This is a genomic window from Leclercia sp. 29361 (genome assembly GCF_011290365.1).
GTDB classification, from domain to species: Bacteria; Pseudomonadota; Gammaproteobacteria; order Enterobacterales; family Enterobacteriaceae; genus Enterobacter; species Enterobacter tamurae.
On record NZ_CP049786.1, the window covers coordinates 2,663,695 to 2,681,038 of the forward strand.

Annotated in this window: 16 protein-coding genes; 10 read left to right on the forward strand and 6 right to left on the reverse strand. The window is 56.5% G+C overall.

All coding sequences use genetic code 11. The features are described 5' to 3' along the window. Positions 1-8 precede the first annotated feature (8 nt). From G7090_RS12665 to pspA, 5 genes are all read right to left on the reverse strand, one after another. A complete protein-coding gene (locus G7090_RS12665) occupies positions 9-1,706 on the reverse strand; it encodes a sugar phosphorylase (protein ID WP_305848659.1) in 1,698 nt (565 codons plus the stop codon). 183 nt (positions 1,707-1,889) lie between these two features. Continuing rightward, positions 1,890-2,114, reverse strand: a complete 225-nt coding sequence (gene pspD, locus G7090_RS12670; protein WP_106993126.1) for a phage shock protein PspD — start codon at positions 2,112-2,114, stop codon at positions 1,890-1,892. Positions 2,115-2,128: 14 nt separating this feature from the next. Next, a complete protein-coding gene (gene pspC, locus G7090_RS12675) occupies positions 2,129-2,488 on the reverse strand; it encodes an envelope stress response membrane protein PspC (protein WP_166182667.1) in 360 nt (119 codons plus the stop codon). After that, complete coding sequence (gene pspB, locus G7090_RS12680) at positions 2,488-2,712, reverse strand: envelope stress response membrane protein PspB (RefSeq protein WP_106993128.1); 225 nt, start codon at positions 2,710-2,712, stop codon at positions 2,488-2,490. Before pspB ends, pspC begins: the two co-directional genes overlap by 1 nt. Positions 2,713-2,766: 54 nt before the next feature. Continuing rightward, positions 2,767-3,435 (reverse strand): phage shock protein PspA, encoded by a 669-nt coding sequence (gene pspA / locus G7090_RS12685; RefSeq protein WP_106993129.1) that lies wholly within the window; start codon positions 3,433-3,435, stop codon positions 2,767-2,769. 166 nt (positions 3,436-3,601) lie between these two features. On the opposite strand from pspA, the gene pspF reads away from it, so the two are divergent. The 10 genes from pspF (at position 3,602) to pdeR (ending at position 16,364) form a co-directional block, all read left to right on the forward strand. Continuing rightward, positions 3,602-4,579, forward strand: a complete 978-nt coding sequence (gene pspF / locus G7090_RS12690; RefSeq protein ID WP_166182668.1) for a phage shock protein operon transcriptional activator — start codon at positions 3,602-3,604, stop codon at positions 4,577-4,579. A gap of 88 nt (positions 4,580-4,667) precedes the next feature. Continuing rightward, a complete protein-coding gene (gene sapA / locus G7090_RS12695) occupies positions 4,668-6,308 on the forward strand; it encodes an ABC transporter substrate-binding protein SapA (protein ID WP_166182669.1) in 1,641 nt (546 codons plus the stop codon). Continuing rightward, entirely contained in the window at positions 6,305-7,270 is a 966-nt protein-coding gene (gene sapB, locus G7090_RS12700; protein WP_166182670.1) for a putrescine export ABC transporter permease SapB, read from the forward strand. Before sapA ends, sapB begins: the two co-directional genes overlap by 4 nt. Further along, positions 7,257-8,147: a putrescine export ABC transporter permease SapC gene (sapC, locus tag G7090_RS12705; protein WP_106993133.1), complete on the forward strand. Its 891-nt coding sequence runs from the start codon at positions 7,257-7,259 to the stop codon at positions 8,145-8,147. The genes sapB and sapC overlap by 14 nt, the downstream gene beginning before the upstream one ends. Next, a complete protein-coding gene (gene sapD / locus G7090_RS12710) occupies positions 8,147-9,139 on the forward strand; it encodes a putrescine export ABC transporter ATP-binding protein SapD (RefSeq protein WP_166182671.1) in 993 nt (330 codons plus the stop codon). Before sapC ends, sapD begins: the two co-directional genes overlap by 1 nt. Before the next feature lies 1 nt (position 9,140). Continuing rightward, positions 9,141-9,947 (forward strand): putrescine export ABC transporter ATP-binding protein SapF, encoded by an 807-nt coding sequence (gene sapF, locus G7090_RS12715; RefSeq protein ID WP_106993135.1) that lies wholly within the window; start codon positions 9,141-9,143, stop codon positions 9,945-9,947. A gap of 121 nt (positions 9,948-10,068) precedes the next feature. Continuing rightward, positions 10,069-10,857: an enoyl-ACP reductase FabI gene (gene fabI, locus G7090_RS12720; RefSeq protein WP_166182672.1), complete on the forward strand. Its 789-nt coding sequence runs from the start codon at positions 10,069-10,071 to the stop codon at positions 10,855-10,857. 161 nt (positions 10,858-11,018) lie between these two features. Next, positions 11,019-12,026 (forward strand): CMD domain-containing protein, encoded by a 1,008-nt coding sequence (locus G7090_RS12725; protein WP_166182673.1) that lies wholly within the window; start codon positions 11,019-11,021, stop codon positions 12,024-12,026. Between the two features lie 88 nt (positions 12,027-12,114). Continuing rightward, on the forward strand, positions 12,115-14,049 hold the full coding sequence (locus G7090_RS12730; protein WP_106993138.1) for an exoribonuclease II: 1,935 nt from the start codon (positions 12,115-12,117) through the stop codon (positions 14,047-14,049). Positions 14,050-14,372: 323 nt separating this feature from the next. Next, entirely contained in the window at positions 14,373-16,364 is a 1,992-nt protein-coding gene (pdeR, locus tag G7090_RS12735; RefSeq protein ID WP_166182674.1) for a cyclic di-GMP phosphodiesterase, read from the forward strand. On the opposite strand, the gene G7090_RS12740 is transcribed toward pdeR, so the two are convergent. Beyond that, the gene (locus tag G7090_RS12740; RefSeq protein ID WP_106993140.1) at positions 16,361-17,230 is read right to left on the reverse strand and encodes a crotonase/enoyl-CoA hydratase family protein; all 870 of its coding nucleotides are present in this window, start codon (positions 17,228-17,230) and stop codon (positions 16,361-16,363) included. The two genes, pdeR and G7090_RS12740, sit on opposite strands and share 4 nt — an antisense overlap. Between the last annotated feature and the right edge of the window lie 114 nt (positions 17,231-17,344).

A 17,344-nucleotide genomic window follows, 5' to 3' on the forward strand; every position in this document is an offset into this window, starting at 1 on the left:
GGTCCTTTTTAGTGTTCTTTAATCCACATTACCTGCCATGGATTCAGGGACAGATCCGTACCGCGAATATCCTGGTGTGAAATCAGGTCCGTACCGGATAAATTTTCCGAATAAACAGACTGAATACGATCGCTAAAATTAAATAATGCCGTTATCCGCTCACCCTTATTGGCAACACGAGTAATTTTAAGAGTATGTTCACCTGATGTTTCAAATAAAGCCTGACTGTCAGGATGAAATGCTTTTTCTGTGCGACGAAGGGCAATAAGATCGCTTAATTGATGATAAATCTTATGGCGAAGGCTACGTTTATTTTCCAGTTCGGCATCAATCTGCCCGGCAGGGTATTTCTTACGATTAATCGCACGATTATAGCCAAGACGTTTAACCCCTTCATAATCGTTACCTGAACCCAGGATGCTTTGAATATAGATCGCCGGCACACCCGGGAAAGTTAATAGCACCGCATGGGCCAGAATAAAGCGCGCAATGCGTTCATCCTCTGCAGCCTCTTTTGAACTTAATGCATCGAGATAGGTTACGTTGATTTCATACGGGCTTCGCGTACCGTCAGGATTATTTTTCCAGTTAACCAGCGCCCCTTCCTGCTGGAGTTTCTCTACCAGGGAGAGGATCTCTGGCTCGGGTAAAATACCCCGCAGCGGATTAAGGCCGATGCCATCATGAGAAGCTAAAAAGTTAAACCAGGTGGTCTTGATTGAAGGTAGAGCCAGCGTTGTTGCCCATTGACAGAGGGCGCGCACATCCTGACGATGGATAGCATGCAGCACAAGCGGAGGCAATGAGAACTGATATACCATCTGCGCCTCATTTTGCCCGTCGCCAAAATAGGAAACGTTATCTTTATGGGGAACATTGGTCTCGGTGATCAGCACCGTGCCAGGCGCGACCGCATCAGTAATGGCGCGGAAGAGCTGGATAAGGCGGTGAGTCTGCTCAAGATGGATGCAGGTGGTTCCGGGGATCTTCCACATAAAGCCAACCGCATCCAGGCGGATATAACGGGCCCCTTCCGCCAGGTAATGCAGGAGCACGTCCACCATGGCAATCAACACCTCTGGCGAGGCGAAATTGAGATCGACCTGGTCCTCGCTGAAGGTGGTCCACAGATGGCGTACGCTGCCATCCTCCAGTGTAAAAGGCGTCAGGAGCGGTAATGCCCGCGGGCGCGTCACGGCGGATAAATCGGTTTCTGGTGCGACAGAAATAAAGAAATCTTCATAGCCTGGGGCTTGTTTAAGGTAATTCGCAAACCACTGGCTTTTGGCTGACATATGGTTGCACACAAAATCAAACATCAGACTGGTCGACTGTTTTAAATCGGCAATATCCTGCCATGTGCCTGTTTCAGGCGCGACCTGGTGATAATCAATAACGGAAAATCCATCGTCAGATGACCATGGATAAAAAGGCAAGAGATGGACATGAGAAAAAGAGCGTGCAAGCCACGCATTATAAAAGCGTGTAAAAACGGGCAGCGCCTTCTCCCCTTTCACAAAGAATTGATCGGCATAGGTAATCAGGACGATATCTTTTTCATCCCAACCTGGCTTACGCCTCTCGTTAATAAGAGAAGCGCCCCGACCGATGTTTTCTGACAATATCTCAACATGGCGTTCAGAAAACGTTTTCCCGTAAATAAGATTGATTAAGTTTTTAATTTTGTCGTTCACATTATTTTCCATGGTAGCGGTCCCACGAAAGGCAATCTACTCCCATGGTAAATATCTGTCAACGGACCAGGCGGCAGAAAAACGCGATCATAAAGGCGCGCAGATCGTTAATGTGAACTGACGCAAAGAAAGGATGAAATAGGAAGAAACGTCGCCAGCCCCGTTCATTGCGAAAAGGGCTGGTGCGGTGAGGAATTAGCGGGAGAAGTATCGGCGTGAGACGCGGTTAGCCACTTTTTTCAGCATCGGCTCCAGCGCCACCGCAAGCAGCATCCGGACGGGTTTACGGGCGACAGATTTAATTGCCCACCCCGCCACGCCTGCAGGGCCGTAACGCAGTGCGGTAAGTAAAACCAGCTTCCCTGCGAATTTCAGGCCCGGCTTAACGCGATGTCCGGCCTGTTGCCAGCGTTGATTCATATGAGTTCTCTCCGTTAAAGCTGACGAAAACGGCTTCGCAGCGAGAAGGTATCAGAGGTGACATACCGCTCCATCTCGCGCAGGCGTTGCTCACCTGCCGACAGTTGGGCATCCACCGTATCCAGCAGTTCACTGCTGGTGGGGGCATTTTCATCGTCCATCGCGCTGTCCGGCATTGGATCCAGCACAAAGGATAAAATGATATAGGCCACCAGAGTAATAAACGCCAGGCCAAAGAAAATGGAGAGTACCGTCACCACGCGCACCAGCTTTACCGGCACGTCGAGGTAGTGCGCCAGCCCGGCGCAGACGCCGCGCACCATCCCCTGCTGGGGGATACGCCACAATTTTTTATTCAGGTTTAGTCCGGCCATTAGCGATCCCTCCAGTTCGGATGTTCCGCATCCAGGATAGCTTCCAGCGCCTGAATACGTTCACGCATTTTATTCGCGTCCTGGGTTAACTGCGCCAGACGCTGTTGTTCGCTTTGCGATAGCTCGCTTCGGGAAGAACGGTTGCTGTAATGCAGCCACAACCAGATCGGCAACACAAACAGCACGAAAATGGTCAGCGGAATGGCAAGAAAAAGCGCGCTCATGTCTACTCCTTGTCTTACGATGAGTGGCGGCGCCAGCCGGCGCCGCAGATATTATTATTGATTGTCTTGTTTCATTCTGGCTTTCAGCGCGGCCAGTTGCTCGCCGATTTCATCATCCGCTTTCAGATCGGCAAACTGCTGATCCAGCGTCTTCTGTTTGCCAAAGCTGTGGCTTTCCGCTTCGGCTTCCATCTGATCGATACGGCGCTCAAATGACTCGAAACGGGCCATAGCTTCATCAATCTTGCCGCTGTCGAGCTGACGACGCACGTCGCGGGAAGAATTTGCCGCCTGATGGCGCAGCGTCAGCGCCTGCTGACGGGCACGGGTTTCGCTCAGCTTGTTCTCAAGCTCGGCAATCTCTTTTTTCATGCGGGTGAGCGTTTCGTCCACCAGCGTCACTTCCTGCTCCAGCGTTGCGACGATATCGGTCAGCTTCTGCTTTTCAATCAGCGCGGAACGGGCCAGATCGTCTTTATCTTTACGCAGCGCCAGTTCGGCTTTTTCCTGCCATTCGTTCTGCTGGGCGGTCGCCTGCTCAATGCGGCGCGAAAGCTGTTTCTTCTCGGCCAGCGCACGGGCGGAGTTTGAACGCACTTCGACCAGCGTATCTTCCATCTCCTGAATCATCAGGCGGACCAGCTTCTGTGGATCTTCCGCTTTTTCCAGCAGCGAGTTGATGTTGGCGTTCACGATGTCGGCAAAACGAGAAAAAATACCCATAATTGAATCCTCATAGTTCTGTTATCGGGCTAAGCCCTGCTATTTAGCTAATACAAATCCCGTGCCAGTTTTTTATCTTATTGATTTTACGCAAGGTGATTGCTTTTTCGCCCATTCCACCCTACTCTCGCTTAGTGAATCACACCAATAAGTGGTTAATTTCATCATGGCTGAATTTAAAGATACGTTATTGGGGGAAGCCAACAGCTTCCTCGAAGTGCTGGAGCAGGTTTCGCGTCTGGCCCCGCTGAATAAACCGGTGCTGATCATCGGAGAGCGCGGCACCGGGAAAGAGCTAATCGCCAATCGTCTGCACTATTTATCCGGGCGCTGGGATGGCCCCTTTATCTCCCTGAACTGTGCCGCGCTGAACGAAAACCTGCTCGATACCGAGCTGTTCGGCCATGAGGCGGGCGCCTTTACCGGAGCCCAGCGTCGTCACCCCGGGCGTTTCGAGCGCGCCGACGGTGGGACGCTGTTCCTGGATGAGCTCGCCACCGCCCCGATGCTGGTGCAGGAAAAGCTGCTGCGCGTCATTGAGTATGGCGAGCTCGAGCGCGTGGGCGGCAGCCAGCCGTTACAGGTGAATGTGCGACTGGTCTGCGCCACCAACGCCAACCTCCCGGAGATGGTCGAGCAGGAGCGTTTTCGCGCCGACCTGCTGGACAGGCTGGCCTTCGACGTCGTCAACCTGCCCCCGCTGCGCGAGCGGCGCAGCGATATCATGCTGCTGGCGGAACAATTTGCCATCCAGATGTGCCGCGAGCTGGGCCTGCCGCTGTTCCCCGGCTTTAGCCAGCACGCCCGCGAAACCCTGCTCGACTACCGCTGGCCCGGTAATATCCGCGAGCTGAAAAACGTGGTTGAGCGCTCCGTCTATCGTCATGGCAGCAGCGAAACCGAGCTGGATGAGATTGTCATCGATCCTTTCCATCGCCCCACACAATTACCTGTCGATAAGCCCCGCAACGCCGCTTCCCCCACCCTGCCGCTGGATTTACGTCAGTTCCAGCAGGCGCAGGAAAAGCAGCTGCTGGAGCTGAGTCTGCGGGAGGCCAAGTTTAATCAGAAACGGGCGGCTGAACTGCTGGGGCTGACCTACCATCAATTGCGGGCATTGCTCAAAAAGCATCAGATGCGCTGACAATATCAGCACTTATCAGCAGACATTTTTACGAAGCAGGTGTAAGTGCGATACACTTTGCAGATCGTCACTAAAAACCTTAAAAATTATGCGTCTGGTTTTCTCGTCCCTGATTGCGCTCGGTCTGTTAAGTAGCCAGGCTTTTGCTGCGCCCACGCCTGCAGATCGCGCCGATATTCGCGACAGCGGCTTTGTCTACTGCGTCAGTGGGCAGGTCAACACCTTCAACCCGCAAAAAGCGAGCAGCGGCCTGATCGTCGATACCCTCGCCGCGCAGCTCTATGATCGCCTGCTGGATGTCGATCCCTATACCTACCGCCTGGTGCCGGAGCTGGCCGAAAGCTGGGAGGTCCTGGACAACGGCGCGACCTACCGTTTTCGTCTGCGCGACGATGTGAACTTTCAGACCACGCCATGGTTCAAACCCACCCGTAAACTGAATGCGGATGACGTGGTCTTCACCTTCCAGCGCATTTTTAACCGCGACCATGCGTGGCACTACGTCAACGGCGGCAGTTTCCCTTACTTCGACAGCCTGCAATTTGCCGATACGGTAAAGAACGTGCGCAAGCTGGATAACCGCACCGTCGAGTTTACCCTCGCCCGCCCGGATGCCTCTTTCCTCTGGCATCTGGCGACGCACTACGCCTCGGTGATGTCCTCGGAGTACGCCACCCAGCTGACCCTGAAGGATAAACAGGAGCTGATGGATCGCCAGCCGGTGGGCACCGGGCCGTTCCAGATCGCGGAGTATCGCGCCGGGCAGTATGTTCGTCTGCAGCGCCACGAAAAATTCTGGCGCGGCAAACCGCTGATGCCCCAGGTGGTGGTGGATTTAGGCTCCGGCGGAACGGGTCGCCTGTCGAAGTTGCTCACCGGCGAGTGTGATGTGCTGGCCTGGCCCGCCGCCAGCCAGCTGACCATTCTGCGCGACGACCCGCGTCTGCGCCTGACCCTGCGTCCGGGCATGAACATCGCCTATCTGGCGTTTAATACCAATAAGCCGCCGCTGAATAACCCGGCGGTGCGGCACGCCCTCGCGCTGGCGATCAATAACCAGCGTCTGATGCAGTCCATTTATTACGGTACCGCAGAAACCGCCGCCTCCATCCTGCCCCGCGCCTCGTGGGCTTACGATAGCGAGGCTAAAATTACCGAATATAATCCGGATAAATCCCGCGAACAGCTTAAGGCGCTGGGGGCGGATAACCTCACCCTGCAGCTGTGGGTGCCCACCAGCTCTCAGGCCTGGAACCCCAGCCCGCTGAAGACCGCCGAGCTGCTGCAGGCCGACCTCGCCCAGGTGGGTGTCACGGTGGTGATCGTTCCGGTGGAAGGCCGTTTTCAGGAGGCGCGCCTGATGGACATGAACCATGATTTAACCCTGGCAGGTTGGGCAACCGACAGTAACGACCCGGACAGCTTCTTCCGGCCGCTGCTGAGCTGTGCGGCGATCGACTCCCAGACCAACTACGCCCACTGGTGCCACCGTGAGTTCGATGATGTGCTGCGCAAAGCCCTCTCGACTCAGCAACTGGCGGCGCGTATCGACGCCTACGACGAAGCGCAAATTATTCTGGCTAAAGAGCTGCCGGTACTGCCCCTGGCCTCCTCCCTCCGTCTGCAGGCGTACCGTTACGACATTAAAGGCCTGGTGCTGAGCCCGTTCGGTAGCGCATCCTTTGCCGGCGTCTCCCGTGAAGAGCAAGAAGAGGTGAAAAAACCGTGATTATTTTTACCTTACGTCGGCTGCTGTTGCTGCTGATCACCCTCTTCTTTCTGACCTTTGTCGGCTTTAGTCTGAGCTATTTCACGCCCCACGCGCCGCTGCAGGGCGCCTCCCTGTGGAATGCGTGGTGGTTCTGGTTTGAAGGGGTGCTGCACTGGGACTTTGGCGTCTCCAGCATCAACGGCCAGCCCATCGCCGAGCAGCTGAAAGAGGTGTTCCCCGCCACTATGGAGCTGTGTATCCTGGCGTTCGGCTTTGCGCTGGTGGTGGGGATCCCGGTCGGGATGCTTGCCGGGATCACCCGCAACAAGTGGCAGGATAAGCTAATCAGCGCCATTGCCCTGCTCGGTTTCTCGGTTCCGGTGTTCTGGCTGGCGCTGCTGCTGACGCTCTTCTTCTCCCTGACGCTCGGCTGGCTGCCGGTGTCCGGTCGTTTCGACTTGCTGTATACGGTGAAGACGGTGACCGGTTTCGCGATTATTGACGCCTGGCTCTCAGATTCGGTCTGGCGGCATGAGATGATTATCAGCGCCGTGCGCCACATGGTATTGCCGGTGCTGGCGCTGGCCGTTGCGCCAACCACCGAGGTGATCCGCCTGATGCGCATCAGCACCATCGAGGTGTTTGATCAGAACTATGTTAAAGCCGCCGCCACGCGCGGCCTGTCGCGGCTGACGATTTTACGCCGCCATGTTCTGCATAACGCCCTCCCGCCAGTGATCCCGCGTCTTGGCCTGCAGTTCTCCACCATGCTGACCCTGGCGATGATCACCGAGATGGTCTTTAGCTGGCCGGGCCTGGGCCGCTGGCTAATCAACGCCATCCGCCAGCAGGACTACGCCGCGATCTCCGCTGGTGTGATGGTGATTGGCGCGCTGGTCATTATTGTTAACGTGTTATCCGATATTTTGGGCGCTATGGCTAACCCGCTGAAACATAAGGAATGGTATGCCTTACGATAGCGTATACAGTGAAAAGCGCACGCCCGGGGCGTTGCGCACCGCGTGGCGTAACTTCTACGGCGACGCTACCGCCATGATCGGCCTGTACGGCTGCGGCGGCCTGGTGCTGCTCTGCATCCTGGGCTCCTGGTTTGCCCCCTACGGCATTGACCAGCAGTTCCTCGGCTATCAGCTGTTACCGCCCTCGTGGTCGCGTTACGGCGAAGTCTCTTTCTTCCTCGGCACCGATGACCTCGGACGCGATCTCTTAAGCCGCCTGCTGAGCGGTGCGGCGCCAACGGTGGGCGGTGCTTTTGTGGTGACGCTGGCGGCCACGCTGTGCGGTCTGCTGCTCGGCATTGTCGCCGGTTCAACCCACGGCCTGCGCTCGGCAGTGACGAACCACATTCTCGACACCCTGCTGTCGATTCCGTCGCTGCTGCTGGCGATCATCGTGGTGGCGTTCTCCGGGCCGCACCTGATCCACGCCATGTTTGCGGTATGGCTGGCGCTGCTGCCGCGCATGGTGCGCTCGGTCTATAGCCTGGTGCACGATGAGCTGGAAAAAGATTACGTGGTCGCCGCCCGTCTGGATGGCGCTACCACCTTAAATATTCTGTGGTTCGCCGTGTTGCCCAATATCGCCTCCGGGATGGTTACCGAGATCACCCGCGCCCTGTCGATGGCAATCCTCGATATCGCCGCGCTCGGGTTTCTCGATCTGGGCGCGCAGCTCCCGTCCCCGGAATGGGGCGCGATGCTGGGCGACGCGCTGGAACTGATCTATGTTGCTCCCTGGACGGTGATGCTGCCGGGTGCGGCGATTATGATGAGCGTGCTGCTGGTGAACCTGCTTGGCGACGGCATTCGTCGCGCCATCGTGGCGGGGGTGGAATAATGCCATTACTGGATATTCGCAATCTGACGATTGAATTTAAAACCAGCGAAGGCTGGGTGAAAGCGGTCGACCGCGTCAGCATTACTCTCAGCGAAGGCGAAATCCGCGGGCTGGTAGGTGAGTCGGGCTCGGGCAAGAGCTTAATTGCCAAAGCGATTTGCGGCGTGGCGAAAGATAACTGGCGCGTCACCGCCGACCGGATGCGCTTTGACGATATCGACCTGCTGCGCCTCTCCGTCCGGGAGCGACGCAAGCTGATGGGTCACAACGTGTCGATGATTTTTCAGGAGCCGCAGTCCTGTCTCGATCCGTCGGAGCGTGTCGGCAAACAGCTGATGCAGAACATTCCCGCCTGGACCTATAAAGGCCGCTGGTGGCAGCGTTTTGGTTGGCGCAAACGCCGGGCCATCGAGCTGCTGCACCGGGTGGGGATCAAGGATCACAAAGACGCCATGCGCAGTTTCCCCTATGAGCTGACCGATGGCGAGTGTCAGAAAGTGATGATCGCCATTGCGCTGGCCAACCAGCCGCGCCTGCTGATTGCCGACGAACCGACCAACGCAATGGAGCCCACTACCCAGGCGCAGATTTTCCGCCTGCTCACCAGGCTTAATCAGAACAACAACACCACCATTTTGCTGATCAGCCATGACCTGCAGATGCTGAGCAAATGGGCGGATAAGATTGACGTGATGTACTGCGGCCAGACCGTGGAAACCGCCGGCAGTGAAGAGCTGGTTACCATGCCGCATCATCCCTATACCCAGGCGCTGATCCGTGCGATCCCCGATTTTGGCAGCGCTATGCCGCATAAAAGCCGTCTCAACACCCTGCCAGGGGCGATCCCGCTGCTGGAGCATCTGCCGATCGGCTGTCGCCTGGGGCCACGCTGTCCGTATGCCCAGCGAAAATGCATTGAAACGCCGCGCCTTGCCGGGCCGAGAAACCATCTGTTTGCCTGCCATTTCCCGCTGAACATGGAGAAAGAGTGACATGGTCGAAACCTTGCTGGAAGTGCGCAACCTGAGTAAGACCTTCCGCTACCGCACCGGTTTATTCCACCGTCAGACCGTCGAAGCGGTGAAGCCGCTGAGCTTTACCCTGCGGGAGAAGCAAACCCTGGCGATTATCGGTGAGAACGGGTCGGGGAAATCGACGCTGGCGAAAATGCTGGCCGGGATGATCGAACCCTCCGATGGCGAAGTATTGATTGACGACCATCTGCTGAAATTTGGCGATTACTCGTTCCGCAGTCAGCGGATCCGCATGATTTTCCAGGATCCCTCGACCTCGCTGAATCCGCGCCAGCGTATCTCGCAGATCCTCGATTTCCCGCTGCGTCTGAATACCGATCTGGAGTTTGAAGCGCGGCGTAAGCAGATTATCGAAACCCTGCGCATGGTCGGCCTGCTGCCGGATCATGTCAGCTACTATCCGCACATGCTGGCCCCGGGCCAGAAACAGCGTCTCGGTCTGGCGCGCGCGTTGATCCTGCGACCTAAAGTGATTATCGCTGACGAAGCACTGGCCTCGCTGGATATGTCAATGCGTTCTCAGTTAATCAATCTGATGCTGGAGCTGCAGGAGAAACAGGGTATCTCCTATATTTACGTCACCCAGCATCTGGGAATGATGAAGCACATCAGCGATCAGGTGCTGGTGATGCATGAAGGCTCGGTGGTGGAACGCGGCAGTACCGCGTCGGTGCTGGCCGCGCCGCTTCACGATCTGACCAAACGTTTAATTGCCGGGCATTTTGGCGAAGCCTTAACCGCCGACGCCTGGCGGAAAGACCGCTGATCGGCTCTGCAGAGTGGTCGGATTAATTCTGTTGGCGACCCATGCTATTATCGCCGCGTTTTAACGACGGGTGCCCAGAAAGACGGCAGCCGCCACCACAATGATTATAAGGATTAGAGCTATGGGTTTTCTTTCCGGTAAGCGCATTCTGGTAACCGGCGTTGCCAGCAAACTCTCCATCGCATACGGCATCGCACAGGCGATGCATCGCGAAGGCGCTGAGCTGGCATTCACCTACCAGAACGACAAGCTGAAAGGCCGCGTAGAAGAGTTTGCCGCGCAGCTGGGTTCCAGCATTGTTCTGGAATGCGACGTTGCACAAGATGAAAGCATCGATGGCATGTTCGCTGAGCTGGCAAAAACCTGGCCGAAATTTGACGGTTTTGTTCACTCCATCGGTTTCGCACCAGGCGACCAGCTGGATGGCGACTACGTGAACGCGGTTACCCGTGAAGGCTTCAAAATTGCCCACGACATTAGCTCCTACAGCTTCGTGGCGATGGCAAAATCCTGCCGCACCATGCTGAACCCGGGCGCAGCCCTGCTGACCCTCTCCTATCTGGGTGCTGAGCGCGCCATCCCGAACTACAACGTGATGGGCCTGGCGAAAGCCTCTCTGGAAGCCAACGTGCGCTACATGGCGAACGCTATGGGGCCTGAAGGCGTGCGCGTGAACGGGATCTCTGCGGGTCCAATCCGTACCCTGGCCGCTTCCGGCATCAAAGACTTCCGTAAAATGCTGGCGCATTGCGAAGCGGTTACGCCGATCCGTCGCACCGTCACCATCGAAGACGTGGGTAACTCTGCGGCCTTCCTGTGCTCTGACCTCTCTGCTGGCATCTCCGGTGAAGTGGTCCACGTTGACGGCGGTTTTAGTATCGCTGCAATGAACGAGCTGGAAATCAAATAAGTTCGTCACCTTCCCGCTGCGGCGGGAAGGTTTTCCTGTTGTTACGCCCCGCTTTTCCCCTCGTTATTCCGTTCCGCTATTTGTTATCACCTAACAATATTTTTCCGCTTATCCGCCTTACGCCAGGATATTGATCGCCATTATGAGATCAAGGAACGCACATGGAACAACGCCGTATTTCTGGCAAAGGCCACTGGTATCACGAAACCCAGTCCAGTAGCAGCCCGACGGAAGTCCTGCCTTTGGTTCCCGAAGCCGCACAGGTCGCGGATCGTTTTTTGCTGAACCTCACGATACCGGCATCGCTGCTGGCGGCCTGTGAACGCTGGTTGACCCCGGCCCGGGCGCTGTGCGACCTCTTTTTCCCGCGCGCCGTGCCGGTCAATCGCCTGCGCACGCTCAGCGCGTATGACCGATTCAGCACCGCCCTGACGGTAGCCCAGGTGTGTGGCGTACAGCGGCTCTGTAATCACTACGCCGCGCTACTCGCCCCGCTCCCCGGCCCCGACTCCTCCCGTGAAAGCAATCGCCGTCTCGCCCAGATCACCCAGTACGCCCGCCAGCTTGCCAGCTCACCCGACGTGATCGACACCAAAGCGCAGCAGGAGCTCGATGAGGTGGGCCTGACGGTGTATGACATTGTGACCATCAACCAGATCATCGGCTTTGTCGGCTTTCAGGCCCGGGTGGTGGCGGTGTTCCAGGCCCTGCTCGGCCATCCTGTCCGCTGGCTGCCCGGGCACCATATCCCGCCGCACGCCCTGATTGACGATAGTGCGCTGAACATGGATACCTGGGAGCCAGTCGTCCCGGGCGTTGAGCAACGAAATGCCAATGCACAACAGCTGGCCTCCCTTGAACGCTGGCAGGCCGAGCCGCTATTGCAGCAGCTCACCCCGGTGCTGTGCCATGAACCGGCGATCCTCGATTACACCGGTGAAATCCTGGTCAGCGGGCTCGATGCCGCCCAGCCAGCGGGTGCTTCAGATGAGGCGGTGAGACGCGCCGTGGAACAGCTGGCGCGCTCCCCGGATCGGTTCAGCGCTGCGCAATTTACCCCGCTGACAGACGAGGGGCTCCCTCCGGCGCAGGCTATCAACCTGCTGACCTGGAGCGCTTTTTGCGGCTGGTTGAACCGGCTTAAAATCGCCATCGGCAGAGGCGAATAACCATACTAATTACCTAAAGAGCGCTTGCTGTAGCAGTGAGATTCGCGTAAAACTGTCAGCCGCTCAATGGCTACGAAAATAGATCACTATGCTCCAGGACAACCCGCTGCTAGCGCAGCTTAAACAGCAACTGCATTCCCAGACGCCACGTGCTGAAGGGGTGGTAAAAGCCACGGAAAAAGGCTTTGGCTTCCTTGAAGTCGATGCACAGAAAAGTTACTTCATTCCGCCTCCGCAGATGAAGAAAGTGATGCACGGCGATCGTATTACTGCCGTGATCCATAGCCAAAAGGATCGTGAATCCGCCGAGCCTGAAGAGCTGATTGAACCCTTCCTGACCCGCTTTGTGGGTAAGGTGCAGCGTAAAGATGACCGTCTGTCCATCATCCCGGACCATCCCCTGCTGAAAGACGCCATCCCTTGCCGCGCCGAGCGCGGCGTCGAGCATGATTTTAAAGAAGGTGACTGGGCGGTAGCTGAGATGCGCCGTCACCCTCTGAAGGGCGACCGCGGTTTTTATGCCGAACTGACCCAGTTTATTACCTTTGGCGACGACCACTTCGTGCCATGGTGGGTCACCCTGGCACGCCATAATCTGGAAAAAGAAGCGCCAGAAGGCGCGGCGACAGAGATGCTGGACGAAGGTCTGGAACGTCGCGATCTCACCGCCCTCAATTTTGTGACCATCGACAGCGCCAGCACCGAAGATATGGACGATGCGCTGTATGTGGAAGAGCAGGCTGACGGCAAACTGCTGTTAACCGTGGCGATTGCCGATCCAACGGCCTGGATTGCTGAAGGCACCCCGCTGGATGAGTCTGCCAAAATCCGCGCCTTTACCAACTACCTGCCGGGCTTCAACATCCCGATGCTGCCGCGCGAACTCTCTGATGACTTGTGCTCCCTGCGCGCCAATGAAGTGCGTCCGGTCCTCGCCTGCCGCATGACCATTGCTGCCGATGGCACCATCGAAGAGAACATTGAGTTCTTTGCCGCCACCATCGAGTCGAAAGCCAAACTGGTGTACGACGAGGTGTCTGACTGGCTGGAAAACAGCGGTAGCTGGCAGCCTGCCAGTGACGCCATTGCCGAACAGATCCGTCTGTTGCAGCGCGTCTGCCTGAGCCGCAGCGAGTGGCGTAAGACCCATGCGCTGGTGTTCAAGGATCGCCCTGACTACCGCTTTATTCTCGGTGAAAAAGGCGAAGTGCTGGATATCGTTGCTGAACCGCGTCGCATTGCTAACCGCATTGTTGAAGAGTCAATGATTGCGGCGAACATCTGTGCCGCTCGTGTGCTGCGCGATAAACTCGGTTTCGGCATCTATAACGTGCACACCGGCTTTGACCCGGCAAATAGCGAAACGCTGGCTGCCCTGCTGAAGACCCACGACGTACACGTTGATCCGCAGGAAGTCCTGACTCTGAACGGCTTCTGCAAGCTGCGTCGTGAGCTGGATGCACAGCCGTCCGGCTTCCTCGACAGCCGCATTCGCCGTTTCCAGTCTTTCGCTGAGATCAGCACCGAACCGGGCCCGCACTTTGGCCTCGGTCTGGAAGCCTATGCAACCTGGACCTCCCCGATCCGTAAGTATGGCGATATGGTTAACCACCGCCTGCTGAAAGCGATCGTTAAAGGTGACACCATCGCCCGTCCACAGGACGAAACCACCGTGCAGATGGCGGAGCGTCGTCGCCTTAACCGCATGGCGGAGCGCGATGTCGGTGACTGGCTGTATGCCCGCTTCCTGAAAGACAAAGCCGGGACTGATACCCGTTTTGCGGCCGAGATCATCGATATTAGCCGCGGCGGCATGCGCGTTCGTCTGGTGGATAACGGCGCTGTGGCCTTCATTCCGGCTCCGTTCCTGCACGCCGTGCGTGATGAACTGGTCTGCAGCCAGGAGAACGGCACCGTTCAGATCAAAGGTGAAGTGGCCTTTAAAGTGACCGAGGTCATTGACGTCACTATCGCTGAAGTGCGTATGGAAACACGCAGCGTCATCGCCCGCCCAGCCGTCTGATTATTGTCTGCTAAAAAGTCGGATTCACCCACCCCGGGTGATCCGACTTTTTTATTACCACTAAAACCCATTCTCACTATTTTTACTGACCTTTTCCTCCCACAAATTACAAAAAGCGATCACAATTATTAGCGACGGGCGGGTTCACGCTATGGTGCATTTGTAGAATATTCATTCGCCTGTATCCTTTTTCGCTATTCTCGTTCTACTATTAAGAATACTGGGAAAAACAATAAGTTTAGCTCGGGGTCACCGCCGTTTTAACGCGATTAAACCGACTGAAAATGCACAATGTGTGCAATTAAGTGTGCCTGGGAGAGAGCATGATTGACGATCTGGAGCAAAATTTGCTGTTTCGTTACATGGGCACCCACAGTCCCTGGTGGCGACTGACGGCGGACAGCAATGCTCTGCATCTTGCGGCCAGTGAAAGTGCCGATACGACGCAAGTTGTCGCGCTCTCCGATGAGCAGGCCAGTCATATTCGCCAGATGACGGTGATCACCTCCAGCATTACCATGACGCTCTCCCTGTACGGAACCGAGGTGCCGGTGCATCTGGTGGGCCGTAAAATCACCAAGAAAGAGTGGGCTGGCACCGCCTCCGCCTGGCATGATACCCCCTCCGTTGCCCGCGATCTGGCGCAGGGTTTATCCTTTGCCGAACAGGTGGTTTCCGAAGCCAACTCGGTGATTGTCATCCTCGACCGGCTCGGCAATATTCAGCGCTTTAACCGCCTGAGCGAAGAGTACACCGGGATGAAGGAGCAGGAGGTCATCGGCCAGAACGTTTTCAAGCTGTTTATGAGCCGCAGCGAAGCCGCCGCCTCCCGCCGCAATATCAGCGGTTTTTTTCGCGACGGTAGCTCCTATGAAGTGGAGCGCTGGATCAAAACCCGCAAAGGGCAACGCCTGTTTCTGTTTCGGAATAAATTCGTGCACAGCGGCAGCGGTAAAAACGAAATCTTCCTTATCTGTTCCGGGACGGACATCACCGAAGAGCGCCGCGCCCAGGAGCGACTCCGGGTCCTGGCCAATACCGATACCATCACCGGCCTGCCAAACCGCAATGCCATCCACGATATGATCACCGAAGCGATCGACACGCGCGGCGATACCCAGGTGGGTGTGGTCTATCTTGACCTCGATAATTTCAAAAAGGTGAATGACGCCTACGGGCATATGTTTGGCGATCAGCTGTTACAGGCCGTGGCGCTGGCGATCCTCAGCTGTCTGGAAGATGGGCAGGTGCTGGCCCGTCTTGGCGGGGATGAGTTCATCGTGCTGGCCAGTGGCACCTCCCAGGGCGCGCTGGAAGCCATGGCCTCGCGGATCCTGACCCGACTGCGCCAGCCCTTCCGGATTGGTTTAATCGAAGTCTATACCGGCTGCTCGCTGGGTATCTCTCTCGCCCCGCAGCACGGAACCGACCGTGAAAGCGTGATCCGCAATGCCGACACCGCCATGTACACCGCCAAAGAGAACGGCCGCGGGACGTTCTGCGTCTTCTCCCCGGAGATGAATCAGCGCGTCTTTGAGTACCTGTGGCTGGACACGAACCTGCGCAAGGCGCTGGATAACGACCAACTGGTGATCCACTATCAGCCCAAAATTACCTGGCGGGGCGAGGTCAGAACCCTCGAAGCGCTGGTTCGCTGGCAGTCGCCGGAACGCGGGCTGATCCCGCCGCTGGAGTTTATCTCCTATGCGGAAGAGTCCGGGCTCATCGTACCGCTGGGCCGTTGGGTTATGCTCGACGTGGTGCGCCAGATCGCCAAATGGCGTGATAAAGGCATCAACCTGCGGGTAGCGGTCAACGTCTCTGCCCGTCAGTTGGCGGATCAAACCATCTTTAGCGATTTGAAACAGGCGTTAAAGGATCTCGACTTTGAGTACTGCCCGGTTGACGTGGAGCTGACGGAAAGCTGCCTGATTGAGAACGAGGAGCTGGCGCTGTCGGTTATTCAGCAGTTCAGCAAGCTGGGGGCACAGATCCATCTCGACGATTTCGGCACCGGGTATTCGTCACTATCACAGCTGGCCCGCTTCCCCATCGATGCCATTAAGCTCGATCAGGCCTTTGTCCGCGATATTCATAAGCAGTCGGTGTCGCAATCGCTGGTGCGCGCGATTGTTGCCGTTGCCCAGGCGCTGAATTTACAGGTCATTGCCGAAGGGGTGGAGAGTGCGAAAGAAGACGCCTTTCTGACGAAGAATGGCGTCAACGAACGACAGGGTTTTCTGTTTGCTAAGCCCATGCCCGCTGTCGCATTCGAGCGATGGTTTAAACGTTACCAGGCACGCAACGCGCGTTAGCTGGCTTTACGCAGGCCTGATGCAGTGTGGCGATCCTGAAGCTGAACCAGCCGCTGCATATAGGCCACGTCCTTCGGCTGCAGGCAGAATGCAGCGTCCACCCAATCTTCCGTGATGTCCATCAGCTCACTGCGCGGCAACTGTAATACCCGTTGACGGGCGCGCAGCATGGCTCTGACGCCATTCATTTTAGGTTGTAAGGTGTCGATGAAGGTCCGTGTCGCCACGTAGCCTTGACCGGGTTCGAACAGCACGTCCACCAGCCCCTGCTGCTCATACCACTCCGCCGTGTGTGACTCCCCTTTATAGATTAGCTCCTCTGCCAGTTTCATGCCTGAACGGCGCGCCACCAGCGAGTAGCCACCCATGCCAGGGAAAAGATTAAAAGCGATCTCCGGAAAGCCTAAGCGCGCATCCCGCTGAGCCAGTAGGAAGTGGTGCGCCAGCGCGGCCTCAAATCCGCCGCCAAGCGCACTACCCTCCACCATCGACAGGGTGATCGCCCCGGTATCAAAGCCCCGCGACGCCGCATGGACGCAGTCCACACAGGCGCGAGCATACGCCCGAAGCGCTTCGCGACGACCATTCTCTATGCACTCAACAAAGAAGCGTAAATCCCCGCCGGTGTTGTAGATATCTGGCACCAGCGATCCGGTTACCCAAAAATCAACCTCAAACCCGGACTGCCTGACCAGCCACGACAGGTTCATGATCTCCTCAATCAGGGCATGATTGAAGCAAGGGCGCGGCTGAGCTCGCAGCATCATCCACAGGGTGCGTCTTTCCTCCTCGTAGTAACCGGCGAGTTGGGTGAATCGTACAGAATCAGTAAACAGTTTACAGGTAGCCTGATTGATAATTGTCATAGTCTAATTCCTCATAGAAAAAAGCGCCTTGCGCGCAGAATTAGACTAATCCACTACTAAAGTCCTCTGTATAAAGAAGTACGAAAATATCACTACCATTAATGTGCTTTCGTT